The following is a 22,916-nucleotide window of genomic DNA, read 5'->3' as shown; positions in this document are numbered from 1 at the left end:
GTCAGGAGGAGAAGGACACGGCGCCGGTGCCGATGTGCTCGCTGGCGTCGTAGGTGCCGGCAGGCACGGCCGCGAACCGCGCGTCCAGCAGGGCGAACGCGCTCGCGTGGCCCACGGCGGGGTCGTAGGCGAGGCAGAACACGAACTGCACCGGCTCCCCGGGGGTCAGGGGGATGGCGGGCATCGACACGATCACCCCGGTCCGGGTGGACGGGTCGTACGCCAGGCCCAGCTCGTCGAGCGCGGCCAGGAACGCGGCGAATGAGGGCACCGCCCAGGTGGGCGGGACGTGGTACTCGACCACCTGCCGGACCGGGATGGCGGTGACATCGACGATGCCGTGGGCGATCGACTGGTAGATGTGCAAGGACCCGGAGACCTGGGCGTTGACCTCCGTGAACACCACGGTCCCGTCGGGCAGGACCAGGGCGTCCGCGCTCAGGTGCCCGCGGTAGCCGAACGCCCGGTACGCCTCGGCGAGCCGGGTGCCACCGTCCAGCAGCTCCGCGCGCACCGGCTCGGTGACGCCGTCCAGCGGCACGACCTGGTGGCTCAGGCGCCGCCCGACGTACAGCAGGCGACCCATCTCGGTGGCCCGGGTCCCGCCGTCGGAGGCGTAGTGCTCGGAGTACACGGCATCCGCGCCGGGCGCGAACTCCTCGATGACGACCGGCCAGCGGCCTTCCCCACTCGCCCACGGCCACCGCTCGGCCCAGTACTCGGCGATGCCGTCGGAGCCCGGGGCCAGGTGGTGCAGGTGCCGGGCGCCGACGTGGTCCACGGCCATCTCCCGCTCGCGGACGAGGAGTTGGTTGCCGACTCCGGCCCCGTTGTGGGCCTGCTTGACCACGACGGCCCCGGATGCGGAGTCCTTGAGCAGTGCGCCGGTCGCATCGGTCGCTTCGGCGAGGCTGCGGCAGACGCGGCCCGGCAGGATCGGCACCCCGGCCGCTGCCGCCAGGGCCCGGAAGTTCGCCTTGCTGTTTCCGATCTCCCCGCCGCCCTGTCCGAAGAAGGCCGCGCCGGGGAAGCGGTCGGCCACACCGAGGGCATCGGCTAGCCGCGTCACGGCGGCGGACGGCCACAGCGCGAACACCTCGCTCACCGTGCTGGCACCGGTCGGGCCGAGCGCGGCGCGCACCTGCTCCACGCACGCGGGCTCGGTCAGCGAAGCGGGGTCGAGAAGCCGATCGCCCCAGGCTCCCGCCGGGGCGGTCAGCAGGGTCAGCTCCTCGCGCTTCACGCCGGTGTGGGCCAGGGCGTAGTCGAGGAACTCCGCGTCCGGCTCGCAGCACAGGACGAGCAGGTCGCCCGGGCGGGCGAACCACAGCAGGCGCTGGGTCCAGGCCCGCATGTCGTGGCGCTCGCGGATGGATGGATCGATGTGGTTGCCAATGAGGATGCGCACAACAGGCTCCTGGAGTAAGGCGGGCGAGCGGCGTCAGAGGAGGAGGGCGGGCAGCGTGTCGAAGACCCGCATGGTCGCCGTGCGGCGCCGCACACCGTCGCCGGCAGCGGTCAGGCGGGCGGGGTGGTCGTTCAGGGCCGCGACCAGGGCGCGCAGTCCCGCCTGGGCGACCGTCGTCCCAATGCAGGAGTGCGACCCCCACCCGTAGCCGAGGTGGCGGTTCGGGGAGCGGTCCAGCACCAGCTCGTCCACCCGCGAGAAGGCGGCCGGGTCTCGGTTGGCCGCCGCGAACAAGGGGACGACCTTCTGGCCCGCCTCGATGACGGCGCCGCCGATACGGCAGGAGCGCACGGCCATGCGCGTGGTGCCCTGCACCGGTCCATCGAAGCGCACCAACTCGTCCACGCCCGTGGCCAGCAGCTCACGGTCCTGCATCTGCTCCAGGGCTCCTGGATAGCCGAGGAGGGTGTGGACGGCGTTGCCGACTGCCGCAGCCATCGTGCTGTAGCCGCCTTGGAACATCACCCGTGCCGAGTTCTTCACGTACAGCCGGGCCGACGCGTCGGCATCGGGGGGCACCGCCTGCCGCACCTGGGTCAGCATTCCAGGACGGGACGAGGCCGTGAACCAGGAGTCGACCAGGTCGCTCAGCTGCTGGCGGGCGACACGGCCCGGCTCGACGAGCGCCGGGTTGAGGCCGCCGTCCATGCTCCGCATGATCGCGTCCGACACCGCGGCGAACTCCCCGTACGGCGGGGGCTCGACACCGAGCAGGTCGGCCACGACCGCCACGGACAGAGGCACCGCGATCTCGGCCATCACATCGAACGCGCCGGCGCCGGCCAGGTGGTCGAGCCGTTCGCGCACCCGGAGGCGGGCACGGTCTTCGAGCGCGGTCAGGTCCTGGGCCCGCAGCGCGGTCATGAACTGGGACCGGACCCGGCTCTGCCGCGGGGGGTCGAGCGTCTGCACGCTCAAGGACGGCTCGGGCACCGTGGCGCCGGTGCGCCGGGGGTCGCGGGCGAACGTCGCGTGGTCGCGCAGTACGCGCATGCTGTCCGCGTACCGGGTCAATGCCCACGAGCCCATGCCCTCGTGCCAGAACACCGGCTCAGATGAACGCAGTTCGGCGAGAACCGGGTACGGGTCGCGCAGGATTTCGGCGTCCAGGGGGTCGTAACGGTCGATCAGAGATGGCATCGCGAGTCCTTCCGGAGCGGGGCGGGCCCACCGTGGCGGGCCCGCCCCTGTACCTCTTGGGTTCAGTGGTCGTACGACATCGCTGGCCTCCTCTCGTCCGGCTGCTTCGCGCCGGCCGCAGCAGGGCCGGTGGCCGCTCGCCACCGGCATGGTCGGGCTTGGAGCCACCCGCATCGACACAGGTGGCCCATTCCGTCCTCTCGGGTGAAAGGCTCCGGGACCCGACGACCGCGCTCTACCGAGAGCCGGAGCCGCACATGACCAACTTCGCGCTGGAGAACCCGAGTTCGAGGCGGACGACGTTCAGTCAAGCGCCGGGTGCGGAACGCCGGCAGGGGGAAAGATGTAGTCCTGCGTAGGCCCGCGTAGTCCAGGGTTGGGGTGACGAGATGACGAGTAGGCCGCACGCCCAGACCATCGCGAACCTGATCCGCACGGCCTGCGAGGAACGCGGATGGGGCCCCACGGACCTGGCGCGAGCCGTCGGCCAGGAAGAGGGCAGCGGGCCCGGCCGCATAGGCCGCCAGTACGCCCGCAAATGGATGACCGGAGAACGCACGCCCGACTACTGGTGGCCCCACGTCGCCCGCGTCCTCGATCTCGACCCCGACGCGACCGTCATCCGTCCATCCCCCGCACCAGCACCGCCCCACGCCGATACCGTGGCCTCAGTCATTGAGTTGGGAAGGAACGACCTCGACGTGGACCGCCGGAACTTCCTCACCGCGTCCAGCGGCTACGCTCTCGCGGCCCTCGGCCTGCCCGACCCCGAAAGCATCACCCGCCGCGTCACTCGAACGCCGGCCAACGCCGTACGGGTCGGCCAGGGCGAGATCGAAGCCATCAAGGTCATGGTCAAGACCCTCGGCGACTCCGCCTCCGAACTCGGCGGCGGCCACGCCCGCCACCTCGCCGTGCGCTACCTCACCCAAGACGTCGCCCCCTGGCTGAACGGCAAGTACACCGAAGCCACAGGCAGAGCCCTGTTCGCCGCCACGTCCCAGCTCGCCCACCTCGCAGGCTGGATGGCACAGGACGAAGGCGACACCGCCGAACTCCAGGGCATCGCCCAGGGCTACTACGCACACGCCTACCGGCTCGCGGACGAAGCCGGCGACCCCGAACTCGCCGGCACCGCCCTCCGCGGGCTCGCCGTGCAGTGCATCGATCTCGGCTACCGCGCCGAGGCCGTCCAGCTCAGCGAAGCCTGCGTCAACTACGGCCGAGCACTGCAAAACCCGCGCGCCGTGGCGTACTACAACGCGACACTCGCCAACGCCGCAGCCCAGGACGACGACCGCACCCTTGCTACCCAGCACCTCGCCCTCGCAGAGAGCGCCATCGGCAAGCCCACCACCGGATCCGGCGACTCCTGGGCAGCTCACTACTCCCCCGGCCGCTGGGCTCACGAAACCGGGATGATCCACACGCGCCTCGGTGACCTCACCGCCGCCGAGGAACACCTTCACCTTGCCCTCGATATTCACGGCCTCGACCGGCGCCGCACCCGCGCCATCGTCCTGGCCGACCTCGGCGGCGTACTCCTACGCCAAGGCAATGTGGACGGCGCCATGGCCACCTGGTCAGACTTCCTCGACTTCGCCGACGGCGTCCACTCCGTCAAAGTCCGCGCAGCGATCCAGGACATGCGCGTACGCCTCCGCCGCTTCCCCGACCTGCCCGAAGCTCAAGAGCTAAGGACACGGGCGGCAGCCCTCTCGTAAGTCTGACTCCGAGCCCGCGGCACCGAACTCACCATCAGCCAGGGCGAATCCGTGGGCAGACCCTCCACCCTGTACGCCACGGTCGATGCCGATGCCAGGGATCCGTGCCGCAGTCACGGGCGGGGTATGCCTCATCGACTCGGGGCAACTGGATATTTGCCAGGCACATGACGCAGAGCGGCCCACGACGACCCTGACCGGTGCCCCCTTGCCTTGCTCAGACTCCAGGCGATCGGGGTCGGCGGCTGCATGCTCGATCAGGCGGATAAGGTGCGTCGCATCCCACGGCCGGGGCAGAATTGTCCCGTGACTCCTTGGCAGATCGTGATCGTCGCCGTCGGGTCGGCGTTGGCCGGCGGTCTGGTGACCTCCTGGTTCGCCCGGCCAACCAGTCGGCTTGCAGCCGAGGGAGAGGAGCAGCCCCTGGCCGCCGTGGCCCCGGCCCTGGCAGCGATCGCTGATGGTCCTCGTCATGAACGAGAGCGAGACATCGAACGCTCGGCGTATGTCGAGTTCCTCGTACGCGTCGAGGCCGCCTTCCGTCATGCCGCGCCGGGCAGCGCAACGCCCTTGGCCCACCAACGAGCCGTGGGCGCAGCGCTCGACATCCTCAGGCTGGTCGGTCCCAACGAAGTCGCCGAGGCAGCGCAGCGCCTGGCCTCGCTCGCAACCGCCGACCATGGGCGCTCACCTCACGAGGTGGAAGACGCGAGGAATGTGTTCCTCAACGCCGCCCGCAGCGCCCTGCACCCTTCTTCGTTCCTCACCCCTGCTGGAGGGCCGGACGCCCCCGGTCCTCTCGGCTGAGCACGGACACGGTCAGGGAGCCGGTGCCGGCCGCGGGCCATCGGCCGACCAGAGGAGAGCGCCGCGCTCAACTCATCTGCAGACGAGGCCAATTCGGCAAGTTGGTCAGTCAACCCTACGGCCCCGGTGCCGGCCAACCCGCCCCGCCGCCGTGGTCGGCGGGCCGCCAGACGCCCAGAGCCCCTGGACAACGAAGAGCCGCTCGCCCCGGCAGCGCACCTGCCCCTCGTGCGGTACTACCCTCGTCCCGAGCGGACCCCTCTGCCTCACTGTCCCGCCCGCGCCCCAGACCGGCCCGTCGGGGCACGCTCCGGCTATACAGCCCGCTTTCTCTCCCGCCCGGGCCGCAGACCGTTAAAGGGGGGAACTGTTGACGTGCGAGCACCCAACCGGCGCCCGCAGAAGGGATGGTGGACCAGTGGACGCCGCCGAGCCGGACTCCTCCCCGCACTCGCCCCGCACCCGCTGGGAGCACTGCCTGGCCTGGGCAGATCTGCTCGTGATCAGGCACATCGAGCGCCCCCGGACCGACGACGGGCCGCTCACCGAGGCCGAGAACGCCACCTTCCACGGTGACGAACGCCCGCTGATCGTTGTGCTCATCGCCACCGCCCTGCACGAGCGCATGACACACTTCGCGCTGCCCGACGACGAGCTGCACCTGGTGCCGCTGGGCGCGCCAGGCGAAGAAGGAGTCACCGGCACCCTGCGCCGCCACCCTTACCAGGCCCTGGAGAACACGCCCGTTCCCGCTGGCCCCGGTCAGGCGGAAGTGCACCGCCTGCTGAACGCCGCGCGCTCGGACCACCCCGATGACCGGGGACTGTGGGACCGTATCCGCTCTGTCGCGAGAGAGGCAGTCGTCGATGTCGCCACCTTCGCCGGCAGTCGCCACGCCGGGCGCCGTCACCCCCTCGCCCAGCCGTCCGGCACCTACTGGGAACGCGGCGTGATGATGGCCGACGTCCTCCTCGGCGAGCAGCACCGACGCCAAGCAGCACCCCTGGCCACCGTGTTCGGTGACGACGGCTGAACCCGCCCGGTGACGCCCGTGCTCGGCGTCCGTCTGATCCGCTACACCGCATGAAGCCATCGACCCCGCCCGTTCACCTCCTTCCGGCGGTCGGCCGTTCCGCGGTCCGCACCCGTCGTGCCCTAGCCTCCGGCTCGGCAGTGTGAAGACACCGGTGGTCGCCATGACCATCCGGGCAGGCCGCCTGTCACGCGCGATTCCGGCGGCGCTATCGTCGGCAGCCATGGATGACACAACGACGGCGCAACCCCGTGACGATCGGCGCCTGACTTGCGGAAGGTGCGGGCAACGGGCGTACGCCGGCGTGCTGACCGGCGGCGGCACGGCTCGGCAGGTGTTCAGGCACGCGGAGGGCGAGGCAACAGCCGAACACGAGGTCGAGCCGGTCTGGGGCGAGATCTTCTACCGGTGCGACTTCTGCGAGCCGGACACCCCGGCCGTCTGGTCTTACCAGGTCATCCCCGTGGACACGCGGATCGGCATCACGGCAGGACTCAGACCCGAAGAAGTGTTCTCCTCCAAGGGCCTCAACGACACGCCCTGGTACGCGTGCCCGGCCTGCGCGGAGTTGATCGAGGCCAGGCAGTGGCGAGAGCTGCTGAAACGATCGCTGTCCCTGTACGAGGAGCGGAAGGGGCACAAGGCAGCAACGGGACTGCGTATCCAGACCCACGAGACACATCAGCAGTTCGTACAGATGATGACCGGGCTCCGGCTGCCCCTGGACGGCTCCCAGTGATCGTGCTGTCCCTGGCGTGCTCCGTGACCAGCTTCGCGTTCATGCTCTCCACCCGGCATCGCGCCCGTATCCACGGCGAGCGGATGCGGGCATACGCCGGTTCCGGGATGGCCTAGCGCGATCAGACCGACGCCGCGTACCGCGACTGCCACTTGATCACGATGCGCTCGGCCCAGCTATCCTCGTCTTCGCGGTTGCCGCGCTCATGTTCCTCGCCCTGCCGTAGCTTCCCGGAACGGCAATACGGTGGCCGTCATCCCTCACAGGACACTGCCCTTTGCCCCTTCGTGCGCTCCGGCACGAAGGGGGGCGTCCCCTGAGCGACGATGGACCGCCGAGGACGGCCGGTGCCGGGCGCGGCCCTCCCCAGCACTGGGCCGGGCAAGTGAAGGCCCGGCCCCAGGCGGGAACGTGGCTGGGCATGCCGAGCATCCGGTGCTTCAACGCTCCTGCGGGAGAGCGCCGTTCGGCTCTCCCGTTGCCGATTCGGGCAGCCGCGCGTCCCTGGGGACGACAACGAGTTCGCTGCCGCTGATCAGTCGCCAGTCGAGGGGCGCTCCAGCAGCTTTCCGCGCCCGTCGGTACGTCAGGGCCCAGCCCATGTCCCGATCGGGTTTCCCGTCCGGTCCGAGGGTAGTGCGCCACCATAGCCAGCCGATCCAGGATGTCCGCTCTTTGAGGAGAGGGGACGCGAAGGCGTAGGCGGTGGTGGTCGACTTGGCGAGCGCGCCGGCGAGTTGCTGCATCTGCCCCAGCGAGACCAAGTCTTGCCGGATCGAGACCTGGGACGCGCGTACGGCTCCGCGTACGACGGCCGCGACGAACAGGGCGACGATGACCCCGAGCAGGGCCCAGACCACGATCATCGCGACGCCCGTATGGCTGCGCGGCTCGCTTCGATCGTGTCCGCCAGCGCGGCGTGGACCTCAAGCTCCGGGCGGGCGAGGGCGAGCTGCGTCACCACGTTCGTGCGGCGTACGTAGCCGGGATCGGTCCCGACGACCAGAGCGCCACCCTCGCCGACGAGCGCCCCCAGTTCGTACAGGGCGATCGGCTGGTGGCTGGTGGGTGACTGAGGGAACCAGAACATGACGAGATGGGCGCGGCGCAGATGCCGGTACTCCCAACGGACCTGCTCCGCTTCCGCGTTCGGGTCGTGCAGCGGGAAATTGCTGCGGCGCGGGTTGAGGATGGTGATATCGAGGTCGTCGAGTGCGGCTGTGGCGGTCTTCTGCCAGTCGGGGCAATCAGTGATCCCCCCGGCGAGGAACAGGCAGGAGCCGGATCCGGTGAACTCCTCGGGCGCTTCGACGTAACGCATCAAGCGGCTCCCTGCCCGGTGGTGACGTCGAAGCCGTAGAACTCGACGAGGGAGGCGTACAGCCGGCGCAGCGACTGCTCGGCGCGTTCGGCGGCGGCCTTGGCCTCGTCGGCTCTCGACCAGGTAAGCATGGCCGGGCCGTTGATGTACTGCGGGCCGGTGGCACCGGACAGGTTCGCAGGCGCCGGAGAGCGTTCATCGCAGTGCCGCATCCAGGCTGGGCACATCTCCGCGAGCACCCTCGCCTCTCGCGCCGCCTCGATCAGCGAGGCGACGAACGGGGCGTTCGGGTCGACGAGGCCATGTCCCAGTGCGTCGAGGGAGCTGATGATCGTGCCGCTGTCGACCAGGACCTCCGCGACGTGGGAGGAGGAGTCTGGGTCGCTCGCAGAGTCCTTGCGGAGGAACGGTGTGCGTGTGGCGATGGCCACCAGCGCAGACCACGCCAGCCTCTGCTCCTTGGACCGCACCTCCTTCATGGCCTGCCGCGCTTTCATACCGAGCCAGTCGGGCATTCGTCCACCTCCTTCATCCTGGTCCGAAGACCATGGTGACTCGGCAACGGACGTCAGCCCCTGCCTGGTCTTGGTGTCTGCTCGTTGTCGATGTGCCGGTCAGTGCGTCGGCGCGGCGGCGACGATCACTTCGCGCATCGTCTCGACGGTGCCCGTCCAGCTGTGCCCGTGCTCGCAGATGATCACGGCCTGACGAGTCCACGAGCCCCGTACGAGGAGCTGGGTGGATCCGCACACGCCGCCGGCGGACGGGCGCTCGCAGGCCACCGTGACAGGGTCCGGCCACACAGGCAGGGGAGGCTCCCCGTCTTCGAAATAGGTGCCGTCGGCGTCGAGAGCACGGTCCACGAACGACTCGTACTCTCTCTGCGCCGTGGACAGCGGCGGCTGTACATCCAGGCGTCCGACCTCGATCTCATATTCCGCGTCGGAGTCTCCCCAGGGCGGCGTGGAACGGTAAGTCGCCGTGGTCTGGGCCTTGCCGCACACCACCTCGCGAGCCGCGGCGTCGGCCGCGGTAGGGCCGAGCGGGATCTCGGCGATCGGGGTCCACGTGTAGTAGCCGAGATCGAGGTCCTGGTGCATGTGGACAGCCAGCAGACGGCTGATGGTGATCTCAACGCGCTCGGGTCTGATCGCCCGCAGCCGGCGGTTGAATTCGGCGTCGCGCACAGACGGGGACCGGAAGTAGGCGAGCGTCGAGCGCGGCCGGTACCCGTCCTCTGCCTCGCGCAGCTGCACCCCGGGCACCGCCGAAACTGCGTCGCGGACAACGGCGTTGATGGCGGCGAGCGGTTCCTCGGGATCCATGGCGACGGTCACGGCGCTCGGGCCCGGACTCACCGGGCCCATCGTGACGGTTGCGGGCGCCGCGTGCTGCGCCGCCTTCCTGGCGGCCCGCACCGTGTGCTCCACCTGCTCCTCGTCGAGCTGATGGTGAACGCCCTGCACGGCCCAGTGCAGCCAGGGGGCCGGCACGATCCCGACCCGTTCGCCGTACTCAGTCAGCAGACCGTGGTGGGCCTGGGCGAAGACCGCGTACTCCGGGTCGTCGAGCACCGCGATGAAGTACAGGTACGGGCCGTCCGACCCCGTGCGTTTCCGGGAGAAAAAGTTCTCCACCGTCCCACCCTCCGCGTCCAAGGCTGCCTGACAGCACGCTACCCGCCTTGTGCCGCCGCTTCACCCCGATGCCCTGGCCGACATGGCTGGTCACACGTCCAGGCCGACGGCAGCATGGTCGATCCGAGGTACGAGTGCCGAACCAGCCGGGTTCGACGGAACGAGGGCCCAGGCGAGATCAGCTCTGGTGAAATGGACCCGTCTTATCCTGACACGGCGGATCGGACGAGCGTGCGACACAGCGAAGGAGGTGCGGGTTCAAGTGGTACGACACCAAGTCACCAAAGAGCAGAACCTGTTCGGCGCAGGCCGGGTCGCTCTTGAAGTCCCCGGAGAGATCCTCGTAGAAGCCCAGGACCCGGAGGTGTTCAAACCCTTCACGGCCACCCTCGCCTGTCCCGAATGCCAGGCGACCACCAGGCTGACGCTGGCCGCACGCGATCAACTCGGCTTCCTCATCTGCCCCAACGGGCGCGCCTTCGCTTCTGCGCAGATCGACGCGGGCCTCGTGCGCAAGCTCTTCGTGATGCACCACAGCCCGAGCGGCCCCCTGGATCTCGATCCTCTGCGCGTGGGGCAGTTGGGCCCGATCGCCCCGCTCCCGCTCGACGAGGACCGCAGCATCGTCGAGCACTCCGCCGACACTGACGACGAGGCCAGGGAACAGGTCTCCTGGTCGATCGGGCACACGATGAGTTCGGGGGCGCCGTTCGACATGGCGATGGCCTGGTCCCGCAATCTGCTGATTCGGGCGCTGATGCATGAAGGACGGCTCTTCGACGCCGTGTTCAGCCCACGTAACGAATCCGCCCTCGACACCCACATGATCAGCGTGGCATTGGGACTGGCCCTGCATGAGGCTGCCTGGCGCAACCGGGTCCGCCCGATCGACAACGTGCCCCTGCCGGACGTCCTGGACCTGCTCGGCCGCGGTGAGAACCCGACTCAGAGCGTCAACGAGCGGGAACTGTTGCGCTCCCTTCGTCCGGCCGGAGCCAAAGTCCGGGGCGGGCGGCTGCGACTGACCGATGTCGCACGGCTGGAGAACTGCACGGCCGAGGAGTGGGACCGCTGGTGCACCGGCGCGCTCCACGTCGCCTCCTTCCACATCCGGCGTCAGCACACATGGCTCTCGTACGACACCTTCCAGACCCGTAGAGCCCTGTTCCGCCTGGTCGATCTCGGCATTGACCACCAGGACTCCGGACGCATCGATCCGTTCTGGTACTCCGCAGAAGACCCGAATCACAGCTCCTGATCCGCGCGAAGCAGCGTCGCGAGCCGTTCCGCCACCGCCAGCAGCACGCGGTCCGCGTATGGCCGGCCGATGATCTGGACGCCGATGGGCAGCCCCTGGGCAGTCGTGGTCACCGGTACGACCAGGCTGGGCAGGCCGATGTGGCTGGTGAGGTTGGCCCAGCCAGTCTGGTCGAAGAAACTCCGCTCCTGGCCGTCGACCGTGAGGGTGCGGCTGCCGGCAGGGATCGCGGGGGTTGGTGCGGCCGGTGTGACGAGGACGTCGCGTTCCGTGAAGAACTGCTGCCAGTCCGATCGGAGCCGGGCGCGTTCTTCGTTCGCGCGCAGCCAGGAACGGTGGGTTTGGGTCCGGTGCCGGAGGATGGTCGCACGGGGGCTGGAGTCGTCGTCGTGCAGCTGGCGTACGGCGCCGAGTTCAGCGGTGGCGGCTTCATCGTCGGCGGTGGCCGTAGCAGTGGCGTGCAGGAGCTGTTCGAACAGTCGCGTGGAGTCGGCGAAGCGGACGGGGCCGGGTGTGTGGCGGACCTGGGCTCCGGCCGCAGTCAGTGCCTCCGCAAGGGAGCCGAGGGCCTGGGCGGTCTCCTGGTCGACGGGGCAGTGCGGGTCTTCGGGCCAGATCGCGATGCGCAGATGTGGGACCCCTGGGCCGGCCGTCGGCAGATCCACGCGCCATGGCGTGCTCTCGGCAGGTGCCGGGGTGGTCAGCGCGGCAAGCAGCAGGTCGAGGTCGCGGGGGTGGCGGGCCAGGGGGCCCGGGGTGACCATGTCGCTGCTGGTGAGCCAGCCCGGTGGCCGGGGGATGTGGCCGCGGGCCGGGACGAGTCCGTGGGTGGGGCGCAGGCCGTATACGCCGCAGTAGTGGGCCGGCAGGCGGAGTGAGCCGGCGAGGTCGCTGCCGAGATCGGCGGGAGTGAGGTGGGCGGCGACCGCTGCGGCGGGGCCTCCGGAGGAGCCGCCGACGGTGCGGGTTGGGTCGTGGGGGTTGAGGGTGGGGCCGAAGAGGGCGTTGTCGGTGTGGAGGTCCTGGCAGTAGGCGGGGGTGTTGGTCTTGCCCATGATCACCGCCCCTTGGTGGCGGAGGCGTGCGACAGCATCGGCGTCCTGGCCGGGAATGTGGTCGGTCAGTTCCTCGGCTCCGCTGGTGGTGCGAAGGCCGGCGGTTTCGAAGCTGTCCTTGATGGTGATCGGGAGGCCGTCGAGGATCCCGACGGCCCCGCCGCGGGCTCGGCGTTCGTCGGCGGCGTGAGCGGCTTGCCGGGCCGCGTCGTCGTCGCAGGCGATGACGGCATTGAGGGTGCTGGCATCGATCCGGTCGAGGTGGAGGTCAAGCAGCTCGCGACTGGAGATCTCGCGCCGGTCCAGGGCGCGCAGCTGGACGTGCGCGGGCAGGCGCGTCAAGTCGGTCATGCGGAGGCTCGCTCAGGGTGGGGGGCGCGGGCGGGTTGACGCGGAAGGTGGCGGGCGACAGCCAGGAGGGCGTCGATGTCGTCCATCGGCTGGCTGGTCTCGGGGTCGGTATCAGCAAAGTCGGTGAGCCGGCCGGGAGGGAGACGCTCTCCCGTCTGGCGGGCAGCGAGGCCAGCGAGTATCTGGTCGGCAGTGACAGCGGCGTTCAGTTCCTCACCCGAGAGCCCGCGCGCCCTGTGGTGGGCTTCGCTGCTTTCCCGGACGTCTGCATCGAGGTACTGCCGGATCACGAAGCGGCCGTCACGGATCTCGACCGCCCGCCGGTAGAGCTTGAACCCGATCCCTCGGAAGCGGCGACGCTGGGCGCGGTCGCCATGGTCGACCGGCAGACGGATCTCGGGGGCTTCGCTGGAGAAGACCAGCCACAGCGGGCGCAGCCGGTGATAGCTGAGGTGCTGCTTGAGCCAGTACCGGATGTTCTTGGCCTGGTCGGTGATCGTGGGCACCAGCCAGCCGATCAGGGTGAGCATGGCGCCGACGTCGCCGCACGTCCAGGCGAAGTTCTCCCAGCCAGCGAGGGAGATCCCGAAGGCGGGGGCGATGACGTCGCCGGTCCGCACGCCGCTGTATCCGAAGGTGACGACGGCACCCAGGGCGACGACTCTCAGACCGACGCGGACGGAGGTGCGCTTGCTGCGCCGGGCCAGACGCCAACAGCCGCGGGCGAGGAGCACCTCGCCGATCGTGTACGCGGTGACGTACAGGGTGAGGTACGCGGCGTACACGTTGTCGTGCGCGTAGTACAGCGTGAAGCCGATCGGCCTGGTTGCACTCGGCGTAAGAAGCGCGAAGAGGACCAGCAGCCCCGCGATCACTGCGAGGCCGGCACCGAGCCAGACCCGCGCTCTTCTACGGGCGATGTCCGGAGGCGACCCCCAGTACGTGAGGACCACCTGCTGGCAGGCGATCAGCGCGATCACGCAGCCCTGGGCCAGGGGAACGGCGAGGTTGACGGTACCCAGGACGCGGTCGAGGTAGGTCCACATCGGGGTGATGGAGAACAGGAACGACAGGCCCGACAGCAGGAAGACGGAGGCCAGGGCCGTGGTGGCGGGGTCGCGGCGACGGGCGGGAATGTCCCGCAGGAGGCACAGGAATCCCAGGACAGCGACCACGAGGCTGATCGGGTGGAGCAGGTCCTTCACGGCCGGGCCTCCCGCCTGCGCAGCAGGGTGCGGGCGACGCGGTCCTGGACCTCGTCGCCGGAGGATTCGTCGCTGCGCAGCCACCGGTCGATGATCCGGCGCTGGAGGAGCGAGGCGAGGAGCTCGGCGTCGCGCTCCTCCGCCTCGTCGTACTTGGTCCGCCCCAGCATTATCTGTACGGCGGCCAGATCCACGGTCGTGATGAAGGACGGCGCCAGGGCGGACAGCGGACGGGTCTTGTAGTGCCCGAGCAGCAGGTGCATGATCTCGTGCGCGATGATCGCGTCTTGGTGAAGGAGACTGGTCCGCGGGTCGTAGAACACGTAGATGACCGACTCCAGGACCGCACACGCCCCACAGACCGACGGCACCTGCTCCCGCGCCTGCAGGACCACCTCGCGGCCCGTACGGCGAGAGACCTCGTCCCGCAGATCGCGGATGTTCGTGACGTTGGGGAGTTCCAGCGCGGCCAGGGGATCGCCCTGGCGCCACCTACTCGTGGACCACATTATCGTTCCTTGATCATTTCTTGAACTGTAGCCGTAATTCGGCTAGTTGGAGGGCGGCAGCCCCTCCATCTTTCGCACGCCGTCCACAAGACCGAGGACGGCTTCCTTTCCGTCCGCCGAGACGTCGGACAGACGGAGAAGTACATTTTTGATCTTGGAATCGCGGAGCAATTCCAGCAACTTCAGTTCCTCCGCGGTCTTTTCGGCAACCTCATCGTCAAACCAATAGGCGGCGGGCACACCGAAAAAGCTTGCCAGGGCTTCGAGGTGACGCTTCGTCGGATTATCTCGGCGGCCGGTGCGCAGCATCCAGAGATAGGTGGACGTCACGGTTTCGAGCCCTCGCTCGGCCATCAGCTCGGCCACCTCCGAGTTGCTGTACGGGCCACGGCCAGGGGGATGCACCGCCTCGAACAGGCGGTTGAGCCGGTCACTGAGCTTCTCCACGGGAAGGCCCACCGGCTCCTCTGCTGGCTCTTTCATGATCCTTTCCAGGGGGTGCGACTTAACAGGGGTTCAGCCACTGTACTCCGCGATTAACGCCAGTTGACGCACCGATCTTGCGTATGGAAAGTTCTACCTTGCAAACGCTTTCGGCGTCACCGCGTCCATCCTTCGGGATGCTCTGCCCGTTTCTACCGATAGGTGCGTGCGGCATGTGTGACACGTGTCACTTCCCCCTGGTCGCATTAGCTGCGCCTGTGTAATTACAAAGCGAATTTGATCTTCGAATGGAAGGCGCAGAGGCCGCGGTGGAAACGCTCGATCACCTTGGCGATACCCACACGGCCAATTCCGTGCGGTCATTCGGGCACTGCGGTGCAAGGCCACCACTCGCCATCCTCACGGACGGACGGCCGACTCCGCGCCACCGTGCCGCCGCAGGAACAGCGCCGCTGTCCTCGCTGGCGGTGTGCGGCGCGTCCCTCACCGTCATCGCGTGCCTCCCCGACACCAGCTGGCGGCTCGCCGCCGACTGCCTCGGTATGGCGGGTGCCGCCGAGCGTGCCGTCGCGGTCGGCGCCGCCGAACTCGTACGGTCCGCCACCGCGCCGCGTTGTGACACGAGATACGAGGGGACGCGGTGAGAGTCATCTCCCGGTTCGTCGAGACGATCGGCGTGCTGCCTGAGTCACGGCCCGCCGCCTCCATCCGCAGGCGCAGGTGCCGCCGCTCTCCGCTACGACTTGTAGAGAGTCCTTTAGCAAGGTCTGGATCTTGCCGCAGGTCCTGCATATGTTCATCGTCCCTCGCCGGGCTCCCTGCCCGGCGACAGATGACGCCAGGAGGCACATGCGGAACACGTGATCCAGCGGGGTGACCTAGCCCCGGATACAGCGACGGCGCCCAGGGAGCGGCAAACTCCCGGACGCCGAACGCCAACAGGTACTTCCGCCCCGGCAAGGGCGGAGATCTACCCACCTTCACCGCACCGGCCCTTTCCACGGGGCACACCGGCGCGGGTTTCACTACGGAGGAGAGTCCCACATGCCGCCTGCCCTGCGCAAAGGGCCGGTTTCCCCGGCTCGCGCGGCAGCCGTCCCCGCTTCACCGCCCGGTTCCAAGATCACGCACCGGTCGCCCGGTGCCCTCGCGCTGGAGCCCACCCCCGGCACCCGCCCCTCCTGGGGGGTGGCTCGATGAGCCGGGAGGCCCGTGAATGGGCGTGGGAGCACAGTGCCAGCCGCGGAAACGCGCGCCTGGTCCTGCTGTCGATCGCCGACCGGATCCCCGACGAACAGTGCGTCGCCTGGGCGTCCCTCACCTCGCTGATGAAGCGGACGAACGCCAGCCGCAACGCCGTGCGCGGCGCCATCACGGCGCTGGCCGAGGCCGGCGAGCTGGAGGTGCTGGACGGCCTCGACGGCCCGCAGCACAGCACGGTCTACCGGCTGCCGCGCACCGCCGGGTGGCTGGCCAAGGTCGCTGCGGCCCGCGAGGACGATCCCGAGGCGTACGTCGAGCCCCCGGCGGAGGACGACCCGGTCCCCGCGCTGGACGTCGAGCGGCTGCGCAGGCACGGGATCTGGCCCCGGACCGGGTCGGAATCCGACCCCCCTCGTCAGGATCTGACCGGGTCGGAATCTGCACCCCCTCGTCAGAACCTGACCCCTCCCCGGGTCGGAACCCGACCCCCCTCCGGGTCTGAATCTGACCCCCAGAACCGTAGTGAACCGAAGGTGAACCGTAGGTACAGCAGCAGTGGTGCTGCTGGCCTCACATCCGCCGCCGACTGGCAGGTCGACGACGCGAGCCTGTCCTGGGCCCAGCAGCAGGGACATCTCGACCGCCTCGGCGAGCACGGACTCCAGGTGGCCGACGCGAAGTGGCGCCACCACCGCGCCGACCGGAGCCCTCGCTCCGCCGCAGCCTGGGCTGCCGACTGGCGGTCCTGGATCGCCCGCGAGCACAGCCCCACACCCCAGCGCCCGAACCTCTACGCCCTGCCCGGCGGCAGCCCCGCACCGCAGGCCGGCATGACCAAAGCCGACCTGCACATGGCCGCCCTGAAAGCCGCGCTCGACGAACCGACTGGAACGGAGTAACTACCTTGGACCGCCGCGAAGTTGCTGCCGTGCTCACCTACGTCGGCCGCCTGGACCCGCGCACCATCCGCACCGACGCGGGCGAGGCCCGCGACCAGCTCGCCATGTGGCACGAGCTGCTCGGCGACGTCCCGATGGCCACCGGTCAGGGCTGGGACGTGCGCGAGATCGTCCGCAAGCGCATCGTGAGTTCGCCCTACCCCGTCCTACCTGCCGACGTCGCCCGTGAGTGGCACGCGCACCGCCGAGAGCGTCTGGCCCGGCACACCGACCCGACTCCGATGGCCGACCCGGACAACCCGCAAGCCTGGCGGGCGGAGCTGCTGGCAGCGCGCGACGCCGTGGCCGCCGGGCACACCGCGCCTTCGGCGCACCGCGGGATCACCGCCGGGCGCCACCGGCCGGGCCTGAGGGACCAGCTGGCCGCCGTCGGCTCCTACATCCCGGCCGCTGTCCGCGCCGAGCTGGCCCCCTACCGCCCGGCCCGCGCCGCCCGCGAAGCCGCCATCGCCGCCGGGGGACCCGACGTCCTCGCCGTGCCGTGCGAGTGGTGTCACGCCGACAAGGGCGAGCCCTGCCGCCGCCGGCGTATCACCCTCGACGGTGCCGCCCGGGGCAACGCACCGCGCGCCACCGCACACCCCGGCCGCATCGACCGCGCCCTGGCGGCGCAGGCCCAGGCGCCCGCCGCCTGACCGCAGCCCGCTTCTCCACAGAAACGTTCCGCCTTGCGTACGGCTCACCGCCGTACCCCGAGCCCGCCTCGCAGCGCCCTACCGCACCCCAGCACCACCGGTGCCGAACGGCCCCTGCCGACCGAGGCGACTTCCGGAGACTGCCTTGCGCCACATCACCACCAACGACACCCCGCCCCCGACCATCCGGGGCATCGCTGACCACAGCTGGCAGGCCCGCGGTCTGTGCCACAACATGCCGGCCAAGGACATCGACGAGCTGTTCTTCCACGCCGCCCGCGACCGCGCGGCGATCGACGAGGCCAAGTCGATCTGCGGCCGGTGCCCGGTGAAGAAGGCTTGCTTCGACTACGCCCTCGACAACGAGATCCGCCACGGCATGTGGGGCGGGCTCACCGAGGACGAGCGCCGCCCCTGGCACGCCAAGGTCAACAAGCGTCTGGACTACAGCCGGGTGAAGGCCGCCTTCGAGGGGCGCGACATCCACCTCAGCGACGCCGAGCGCGAGGCCGTCACCCGCCACGCCTACGTCCGCGGCTGGAGCCCCGAGCGCCTCGCGCACACGCTGCGCCTCGACCTCGACTGGGCGCGCGACCTGATGCGCAACGCCGCCCACGCTGTCGCCGACCGCGACCGCTACTGGGACCAGGCCGACGAGACCGAGCCGACCGACGAGACCACGGAGGACGACGACGTCACCTCGCCGGTGCAGGTGCCCCGCCAGGTGCAGACCGACTCCCTGATCGCCGCCCTCCGAAAGGCCGCATGACAAACGCCATCGCCATGTCCCTGCCCTACGGCATCGAGCCCGTCTACGTGGTCGCGGCCGTCGGGCTGCTCGCCCTCGCGCTTGCCGGCTGGTCGATCCGGCGTAACCGGAACCGGGCTGACGGCAAGCGCGTCGGCACCCCCGCGGTCTGGGTCTCGGCCCTCGCCGCCCTCAACTGCACCGTCTACTCCGGCGACACCAGCTGGCGGTTCGCCGCCGATTACCTCGACATGGCCGGCACCGTCGAGCGGGCCATGATGTTCAGCGCGGGCGAGTCGGCGCTGTTCGCGACAGCGCTGATGGCCCGGCAGAACCTGAAGACCCAGGGAGCGCCCGGCCTGCCCGGCGCCCTGGTGTGGGTGATCACCGGGGTGCAGGTCATCCCGGCGTACGCCGAGTCGGGCACGGTGGGCGGCACTGTGCGGGCCTTCGTCGGCCCGGTCATGGCAGCCGTGCTCTGGCACCTGGCCATGGGCATCGAGCTGCGGCTGCACAAGCCAGACGCCACCTCGCAGGGGCTCCTGGCCACGCTCGGACGCGAAGCACGAGAACGGCTCCTGTCCCGCCTGGGCATCGCCACCCGCAACCGCGACGCCGCACAGATCACCAAGGACCGCGCGACTCAGCGGGCAGTGGCCTTGGCCTCCCAACTGGCGTCGATGTCGGCAGCGGATCGCGAGAAGGACACCAGGATCATCCGTCGGCTCCAGTCGGCCCTCAGCCGAGCCGGGGTCGGCAACGATCCTCAGCAGCGTCAGGCTCTCCTGGAGCAGCTGGCCGCCCGCCGGCACGCGGTAGCCCTCGCCACCGTCGAACTGCCGTCGCCCTGGGTGCAGGACATGCACGGCCAGGACGCCGACCGAGAGGAGCGGTCCCCTCTCGGCCCGTCCCCGGTGACCCTGCCGCCGGACGAGAAGCAGGTCGGTCGGCGACTGAGCGCGGTCCCCAACGACGGTCCCCAAACCGCCGGGGACGGGGACCGTGCGGAATCGGGGACGGGGACGGAGAGCGAGGGGGACCGTCCCCACACCGTCCCCAACACCAACGGGGACCGCGAACACCCCGACACCGAAACGGGGACGGAGACCGAAGGGGACCGTCCCCACACCGTCCCCAACGCCGACGGGGACCGCGTCCACAAGCCCGGCTCAAGCCTGCTGAGCAAGGGCACAGCGGCGCCGATCGGGGACCGAGACGACGTGCCCGCCAGGGCCGAAGCGGCTGATGCCGACGGGGACGGTAGTGCCGCGGACGCCCACGAAGGTGCTGCTCGGGGCGGTACAGGACCGTCCCCGGCAGCCGTCCCCAATGGCGACGAGGGCCGGGAGCACCCGGACACCGAAACGGGGACGGGGACCGAAGGGGACCGTCCCCACACCGTCCCCAACACCAACGGGGACCGCGAACACCCCGACACCGAAACGGGGACGGAAGCCGAAGGGGGCCGTCCCCACACCGTCCCCGGACGCCGGAACACGAAGGCACAGCGGAGTCGGCCGGGTGGCGGGAAGTCCAAGCGCCCTCGGCGGAACCAGATGAGCGTCGAGGAGCGGGTCAAGATCGTCCGTCCTCACGTCCCCGAAAAGCTGGAGCGGGACGGCAACGCCTCCATCACCCGTCCCCAACTACGCGAGATCTATCGCGACCTGGGGCTGCCGGGCGGCCGGAACGAGAGCCTGACGCCCGTCCTGGAGCGGCTGCGCGCCGAGGCAAGGAGTACGACCCGATGAAAACCTGCCGCAGGTTCACCACCATCAAGGCCGATTTCGAGCGGGACGTCAGCTTCCTGCGCGGCCACGCCGAGCGCCACCAGGGATCCGCGCCGGCGAAGACCAGCGCGAAGAACGCCGTCTCGGTGAAGCGCAACATGGCGCGGGCCCTCAACACGCACCTCGACCGCTGTCGCGAGTGCGGCTGAAACCTGCAAAGCAGCAGGTCACGCCCCTGAATCCACATCATCCATGGTGGCCCGGCTCCGGTCGGGCCACCGCTCCTGCCACGAAGGGATCGCCATTCCTACCCGCCACCCGCGTACGCACATCCCGTCGACCGCCGAGGCCGGCGCCTGGGCGGACGTGCTCGTGCGCCACCAGCTGCTGCACACCGCCGTACTGGCCCCCACCGGCCAGTGGCTCGTCCAGCACCACCCCGACGCGCCCGTCCGCGTCCTTGCCGGCGCGACCGCCATGGTCGACCTGGCCGCCGAGATCCAGCACCGCATCCGCACCACGAGGAACCACGCCCGGTGACGAACCCGACAACAAACCCGGCTCCCACGCCCGATGAGCCGGAAGCCAACTCGACCTCAGCGCAAGCAAGATGGAGGTTCGGACACTCCCCCGCGGGGGGAGTGTCCGAACCAGTCCCCGCCCCAGGGGTGGCGGGGCCCGACCAGCGCCAGGGGGCGCCGGACGGGAAGGCTGCGACCGAGGGCGGATCGCAGCCAAGGCCCACCCGTTCGGGGCGGTCCAAGGGGAAGTCGCGCCCGCGCGATAAGAAGCAGCGCCGCGCCCACAGCGTCCGCCTCAACGAAACCGAGCACGCTCTCATCCAAGGGGGTGCAGACGCCGTCGGCATGAGCACGGCGGGCTTCCTCGCGTACTCCGGCCTGGCCATGTCCCGCGATCAGTCGCGTACCGCCGTGGCCATTGCCACCGAACGCGATGTGCTCACTGAGCTGTTCGCCGCGCGTCGGCAGCTCGGCTGGGCCGGCAGCAATCTCAATCAGGTCGCCAAGGCCCTCAACACTGGTGGCGAGGTTCCGCACCTGGCGGCGGTCATCACTGACATTCAGCGCGCGGCCAAGTCGGTGCAGGTTGCCGCTGATCGGGTCGCCAACCGGCAAGTGGGCGAAGCCGCTTGATCCCCCAGGTACACAAGCAAGGCAGCGAGACCCTCTTTCTACTCAACTACCTCTACGGCAAGGGCACTCGCGAGGAGCACATCGACCCCCACCTCGTCGCCTCGTTCGACGGCATGGCCCCCGACCCCGGCCGTGACCCGGGCGCGACGAAGCGGGACCTCCAGCAACTCCTCGACCAGCCCTTGCAGCTCCTCGACCCCGACCAGCGCCCCGAGAAGCACGTGTGGCATCTGTCCGTACGAAACGCCGCCGAGGACCGCATCCTGTCCGACGAGGAGTGGGGAGACATTGCGCGCCGCATGGTGGCCGCGACCGGCATCGATCCGGGCGACGGTGCGGGCTGCCGCTGGGCGGCCGTCCGCCATGCCGATGACCACATCCACATCATCGCGACCCTCGTACGCGAGGACGGCCGCCGTCCCAACCACCACCGCTCCGGCAAACGCGCCCAGGCCGAGGCCCGTCTCCTTGAGGTCGAATACGGCTTGCAGCGAGTCAATCCTGGGGACGGCACCGCTGCGAAGAGGCCCACCAGCGCCGAGCGCCACAAGGCCGAACGTCAGGGCCGGGAGCGGACCGCCCGTGAGGAGCTGCGCGAGACCGTGCGCCGCGCCGTCGCCGGCGTACAGAGCGAAGGGGAGTTCTTCGACCGCCTGACCGCCGCCGGCGTCCTGGTCGAAAAGCGCGTCGCGCCCTCCGGCGACCTCCTCGGCTACAAGGTCGCCCTCACCGACGACCTCAACAAGGACGGCGAGCCCGTGTTCTACCCCGGCTCGAAACTCGCCCCCGACCTCTCCCTGCCCCGTATCCGTGAACGGTGGGGCAGCGATGCCGCTGGCGGCCACGATCCCGACTCGGACCGTTCGGCTGGTTCGGCGCGCGTCACTCCCTCGACCGCACGCCGCCTGGCGGCGTCGGCGTCCTGGCAGGCCGTGCTCATCATCGACCAGGGCGACGACGGTCAGGTCTCCGCGTTGATCGCCGCGGGCGGTGAGATGCTCGATGCGCTCGCCAAGACCTCGGCCGCGCACACCCGTCGTGAACTGCGAGAGGCCGCCTGGGCGTTCGAGCGGGCCTCCCGCTCCCACATCCGGGCCGAGCGGGGCCACGACCGGGCCCTGCGGCAGGCTGCCCGAGACCTCGTCCACGGCGGGCCCGCGCAGGGCCGGGGGGAGGACGGCGCCACCACCGCCATGCTGATCGACATGGCGATCTTCTTCGTGCTCGCAGCCGCCCACTGGCACGGGAAGAAGGAGCACGCCCAGCAGGCTGCTGCTGCCCGCCAGGCCGCCGAGCATCTGCGCGCCGCGTACCAGGCCGCCGCACCGATGTACCTGGGCCCCATGTACCAGCGCGGTCGGAACCTGTCCCAGCCTCTACAGCGCAAGCAGACCGCCCACCTTCGCCGGGCGGTGCCCGAGCTGGCCGAGCAGGTCCTCGCCGAGCCGGGTTGGTACGCCCTGGCCGCCACGCTCGCGGACGTAGAGCGCGCCGGGCACGACCCGGCCGCGCTCCTTGCCGAGGCCGCCGAGCGACGGGAGCTGGACACCGCCGACTCGATCAGCGACGTCCTCGTGTGGAGGCTGCGACGCATGGCCGATCTGCCCGCCGACGCGTCCACCTCGCCCGAGCACACCTCCTCCGCGCCCACCGCCACCCGCGGTCCCGCGAAGCGTCCGGCGAACCGAAAGGAGCGCTCCGCCAAGTCCCGCTGAATTCAACATTCTTAGAGTTGCAGCAGGTCAGGGACTTGCGGCACTCTCCTTGTGCAGGCGAGACGACAGAGATGGAGACGG

At 70.0% G+C, this 22,916-nt stretch carries 24 protein-coding genes; 14 read left to right on the top strand and 10 right to left on the bottom strand.

The annotated features are described in order from the left end of the window. Nucleotide 1: 1 nt before the first annotated feature. Nucleotides 2-1,408, bottom strand: coding sequence for a peptide ligase PGM1-related protein (locus ACQEWB_RS31455; protein WP_432836904.1), 1,407 nt, complete (start codon nucleotides 1,406-1,408; stop codon nucleotides 2-4). A gap of 33 nt (nucleotides 1,409-1,441) precedes the next feature. Further along, complete coding sequence (locus ACQEWB_RS31450) at nucleotides 1,442-2,608, bottom strand: cytochrome P450 (protein ID WP_432836902.1); 1,167 nt, start codon at nucleotides 2,606-2,608, stop codon at nucleotides 1,442-1,444. Between the two features lie 389 nt (nucleotides 2,609-2,997). Here ACQEWB_RS31450 and ACQEWB_RS31445 point away from each other — a divergent pair, with 389 nt between their 5' ends. The 4 genes from ACQEWB_RS31445 (at nucleotide 2,998) to ACQEWB_RS31430 (ending at nucleotide 6,911) form a co-directional block, all read left to right on the top strand. Further along, a complete protein-coding gene (locus ACQEWB_RS31445; RefSeq protein WP_432836900.1) occupies nucleotides 2,998-4,332 on the top strand; it encodes a tetratricopeptide repeat protein in 1,335 nt (444 codons plus the stop codon). A gap of 306 nt (nucleotides 4,333-4,638) precedes the next feature. Then, the gene (locus tag ACQEWB_RS31440; RefSeq protein ID WP_432836898.1) at nucleotides 4,639-5,139 is read left to right on the top strand and encodes a hypothetical protein; all 501 of its coding nucleotides are present in this window, start codon (nucleotides 4,639-4,641) and stop codon (nucleotides 5,137-5,139) included. A gap of 418 nt (nucleotides 5,140-5,557) precedes the next feature. Further along, nucleotides 5,558-6,172 (top strand): hypothetical protein, encoded by a 615-nt coding sequence (locus ACQEWB_RS31435; protein WP_432836896.1) that lies wholly within the window; start codon nucleotides 5,558-5,560, stop codon nucleotides 6,170-6,172. A 223-nt stretch (nucleotides 6,173-6,395) separates the two neighbouring features. Next, nucleotides 6,396-6,911, top strand: a complete 516-nt coding sequence (locus tag ACQEWB_RS31430; RefSeq protein ID WP_432836894.1) for a hypothetical protein — start codon at nucleotides 6,396-6,398, stop codon at nucleotides 6,909-6,911. A gap of 440 nt (nucleotides 6,912-7,351) precedes the next feature. Here the strand turns inward: ACQEWB_RS31430 and ACQEWB_RS31425 are convergent, their stop codons facing one another. From ACQEWB_RS31425 to ACQEWB_RS31410, 4 genes are all read right to left on the bottom strand, one after another. Further along, on the bottom strand, nucleotides 7,352-7,777 hold the full coding sequence (locus ACQEWB_RS31425; RefSeq protein ID WP_432836892.1) for a hypothetical protein: 426 nt from the start codon (nucleotides 7,775-7,777) through the stop codon (nucleotides 7,352-7,354). Continuing rightward, a complete protein-coding gene (locus ACQEWB_RS31420) occupies nucleotides 7,774-8,232 on the bottom strand; it encodes a nucleoside 2-deoxyribosyltransferase domain-containing protein (RefSeq protein ID WP_432836890.1) in 459 nt (152 codons plus the stop codon). The genes ACQEWB_RS31425 and ACQEWB_RS31420 overlap by 4 nt, the downstream gene beginning before the upstream one ends. After that, entirely contained in the window at nucleotides 8,232-8,747 is a 516-nt protein-coding gene (locus ACQEWB_RS31415) for a hypothetical protein (RefSeq protein ID WP_432836888.1), read from the bottom strand. Before ACQEWB_RS31415 ends, ACQEWB_RS31420 begins: the two co-directional genes overlap by 1 nt. A gap of 99 nt (nucleotides 8,748-8,846) precedes the next feature. Beyond that, a complete protein-coding gene (locus ACQEWB_RS31410; RefSeq protein ID WP_432836886.1) occupies nucleotides 8,847-9,806 on the bottom strand; it encodes a hypothetical protein in 960 nt (319 codons plus the stop codon). Nucleotides 9,807-10,056: 250 nt separating this feature from the next. Here ACQEWB_RS31410 and ACQEWB_RS31405 point away from each other — a divergent pair, with 250 nt between their 5' ends. Then, entirely contained in the window at nucleotides 10,057-11,127 is a 1,071-nt protein-coding gene (locus tag ACQEWB_RS31405) for a hypothetical protein (RefSeq protein WP_432836884.1), read from the top strand. Here ACQEWB_RS31405 and ACQEWB_RS31400 read toward each other — a convergent pair. Genes ACQEWB_RS31400 through ACQEWB_RS31385 form a run of 4 tightly spaced genes read right to left on the bottom strand, consistent with a single transcriptional unit; the run spans nucleotide 11,115 to nucleotide 14,730 of the window. Next, nucleotides 11,115-12,533 carry an amidase family protein gene (locus ACQEWB_RS31400; protein ID WP_432836882.1) on the bottom strand — a complete coding sequence of 473 codons (1,419 nt, stop codon included), beginning with the start codon at nucleotides 12,531-12,533 and terminating at the stop codon, nucleotides 11,115-11,117. The two genes, ACQEWB_RS31405 and ACQEWB_RS31400, sit on opposite strands and share 13 nt — an antisense overlap. Further along, the gene (locus tag ACQEWB_RS31395; RefSeq protein WP_432836880.1) at nucleotides 12,530-13,738 is read right to left on the bottom strand and encodes an MAB_1171c family putative transporter; all 1,209 of its coding nucleotides are present in this window, start codon (nucleotides 13,736-13,738) and stop codon (nucleotides 12,530-12,532) included. The genes ACQEWB_RS31400 and ACQEWB_RS31395 overlap by 4 nt, the downstream gene beginning before the upstream one ends. After that, nucleotides 13,735-14,247 (bottom strand): hypothetical protein, encoded by a 513-nt coding sequence (locus tag ACQEWB_RS31390; protein ID WP_432836878.1) that lies wholly within the window; start codon nucleotides 14,245-14,247, stop codon nucleotides 13,735-13,737. The genes ACQEWB_RS31395 and ACQEWB_RS31390 overlap by 4 nt, the downstream gene beginning before the upstream one ends. Nucleotides 14,248-14,289: 42 nt before the next feature. Continuing rightward, nucleotides 14,290-14,730 carry an XRE family transcriptional regulator gene (locus ACQEWB_RS31385; RefSeq protein ID WP_166682874.1) on the bottom strand — a complete coding sequence of 147 codons (441 nt, stop codon included), beginning with the start codon at nucleotides 14,728-14,730 and terminating at the stop codon, nucleotides 14,290-14,292. A gap of 314 nt (nucleotides 14,731-15,044) precedes the next feature. On the opposite strand from ACQEWB_RS31385, the gene ACQEWB_RS31380 reads away from it, so the two are divergent. From ACQEWB_RS31380 to ACQEWB_RS31340, 9 genes are all read left to right on the top strand, one after another. Beyond that, nucleotides 15,045-15,335, top strand: a complete 291-nt coding sequence (locus tag ACQEWB_RS31380; protein WP_432836876.1) for a hypothetical protein — start codon at nucleotides 15,045-15,047, stop codon at nucleotides 15,333-15,335. A gap of 552 nt (nucleotides 15,336-15,887) precedes the next feature. After that, complete coding sequence (locus ACQEWB_RS31375) at nucleotides 15,888-16,793, top strand: helix-turn-helix domain-containing protein (RefSeq protein WP_432836874.1); 906 nt, start codon at nucleotides 15,888-15,890, stop codon at nucleotides 16,791-16,793. A gap of 5 nt (nucleotides 16,794-16,798) precedes the next feature. Next, complete coding sequence (locus ACQEWB_RS31370) at nucleotides 16,799-17,488, top strand: zinc finger domain-containing protein (protein ID WP_432836872.1); 690 nt, start codon at nucleotides 16,799-16,801, stop codon at nucleotides 17,486-17,488. Between the two features lie 145 nt (nucleotides 17,489-17,633). Then, nucleotides 17,634-18,257 (top strand): WhiB family transcriptional regulator, encoded by a 624-nt coding sequence (locus tag ACQEWB_RS31365; RefSeq protein WP_132836074.1) that lies wholly within the window; start codon nucleotides 17,634-17,636, stop codon nucleotides 18,255-18,257. Then, a complete protein-coding gene (locus tag ACQEWB_RS31360; RefSeq protein WP_432836869.1) occupies nucleotides 18,254-19,987 on the top strand; it encodes a hypothetical protein in 1,734 nt (577 codons plus the stop codon). The genes ACQEWB_RS31365 and ACQEWB_RS31360 overlap by 4 nt, the downstream gene beginning before the upstream one ends. Then, entirely contained in the window at nucleotides 19,984-20,175 is a 192-nt protein-coding gene (locus tag ACQEWB_RS31355; protein WP_432836867.1) for a hypothetical protein, read from the top strand. Before ACQEWB_RS31360 ends, ACQEWB_RS31355 begins: the two co-directional genes overlap by 4 nt. A gap of 43 nt (nucleotides 20,176-20,218) precedes the next feature. Then, complete coding sequence (locus ACQEWB_RS31350) at nucleotides 20,219-20,506, top strand: hypothetical protein (RefSeq protein WP_393542060.1); 288 nt, start codon at nucleotides 20,219-20,221, stop codon at nucleotides 20,504-20,506. A 326-nt stretch (nucleotides 20,507-20,832) separates the two neighbouring features. After that, nucleotides 20,833-21,120, top strand: coding sequence for a mobilization protein (locus ACQEWB_RS31345; RefSeq protein ID WP_432836865.1), 288 nt, complete (start codon nucleotides 20,833-20,835; stop codon nucleotides 21,118-21,120). Then, nucleotides 21,117-22,835, top strand: coding sequence for a relaxase/mobilization nuclease domain-containing protein (locus tag ACQEWB_RS31340; protein WP_432836863.1), 1,719 nt, complete (start codon nucleotides 21,117-21,119; stop codon nucleotides 22,833-22,835). The genes ACQEWB_RS31345 and ACQEWB_RS31340 overlap by 4 nt, the downstream gene beginning before the upstream one ends. Nucleotides 22,836-22,916: the final 81 nt, after the last annotated feature.

Source organism: Streptomyces sp. CA-249302 (genome assembly GCF_050936785.1).
Taxonomy (GTDB): Bacteria; Actinomycetota; Actinomycetes; order Streptomycetales; family Streptomycetaceae; genus Streptomyces.
Note: the sequence above shows the minus strand (reverse complement) of the source record. Positions and strands in the feature narration are given on the sequence as shown.

Coding starts and splice junctions, on each gene's coding strand:
- ACQEWB_RS31450 (WP_432836902.1), bottom strand. CDS start 2,608: ATGCCATCTCTGATCGACCGTTACGACCCCCTGGACGCCGAAATCCTG.
- ACQEWB_RS31445 (WP_432836900.1), top strand. CDS start 2,998: ATGACGAGTAGGCCGCACGCCCAGACCATCGCGAACCTGATCCGCACG.
- ACQEWB_RS31430 (WP_432836894.1), top strand. CDS start 6,396: ATGGATGACACAACGACGGCGCAACCCCGTGACGATCGGCGCCTGACT.
- ACQEWB_RS31425 (WP_432836892.1), bottom strand. CDS start 7,777: ATGATCGTGGTCTGGGCCCTGCTCGGGGTCATCGTCGCCCTGTTCGTC.
- ACQEWB_RS31420 (WP_432836890.1), bottom strand. CDS start 8,232: ATGCGTTACGTCGAAGCGCCCGAGGAGTTCACCGGATCCGGCTCCTGC.
- ACQEWB_RS31415 (WP_432836888.1), bottom strand. CDS start 8,747: ATGCCCGACTGGCTCGGTATGAAAGCGCGGCAGGCCATGAAGGAGGTG.
- ACQEWB_RS31400 (WP_432836882.1), bottom strand. CDS start 12,533: ATGACCGACTTGACGCGCCTGCCCGCGCACGTCCAGCTGCGCGCCCTG.
- ACQEWB_RS31390 (WP_432836878.1), bottom strand. CDS start 14,247: ATGTGGTCCACGAGTAGGTGGCGCCAGGGCGATCCCCTGGCCGCGCTG.
- ACQEWB_RS31385 (WP_166682874.1), bottom strand. CDS start 14,730: ATGAAAGAGCCAGCAGAGGAGCCGGTGGGCCTTCCCGTGGAGAAGCTC.
- ACQEWB_RS31375 (WP_432836874.1), top strand. CDS start 15,888: ATGAGCCGGGAGGCCCGTGAATGGGCGTGGGAGCACAGTGCCAGCCGC.
- ACQEWB_RS31360 (WP_432836869.1), top strand. CDS start 18,254: ATGACAAACGCCATCGCCATGTCCCTGCCCTACGGCATCGAGCCCGTC.
- ACQEWB_RS31355 (WP_432836867.1), top strand. CDS start 19,984: ATGAAAACCTGCCGCAGGTTCACCACCATCAAGGCCGATTTCGAGCGG.
- ACQEWB_RS31350 (WP_393542060.1), top strand. CDS start 20,219: ATGGTGGCCCGGCTCCGGTCGGGCCACCGCTCCTGCCACGAAGGGATC.
- ACQEWB_RS31345 (WP_432836865.1), top strand. CDS start 20,833: ATGAGCACGGCGGGCTTCCTCGCGTACTCCGGCCTGGCCATGTCCCGC.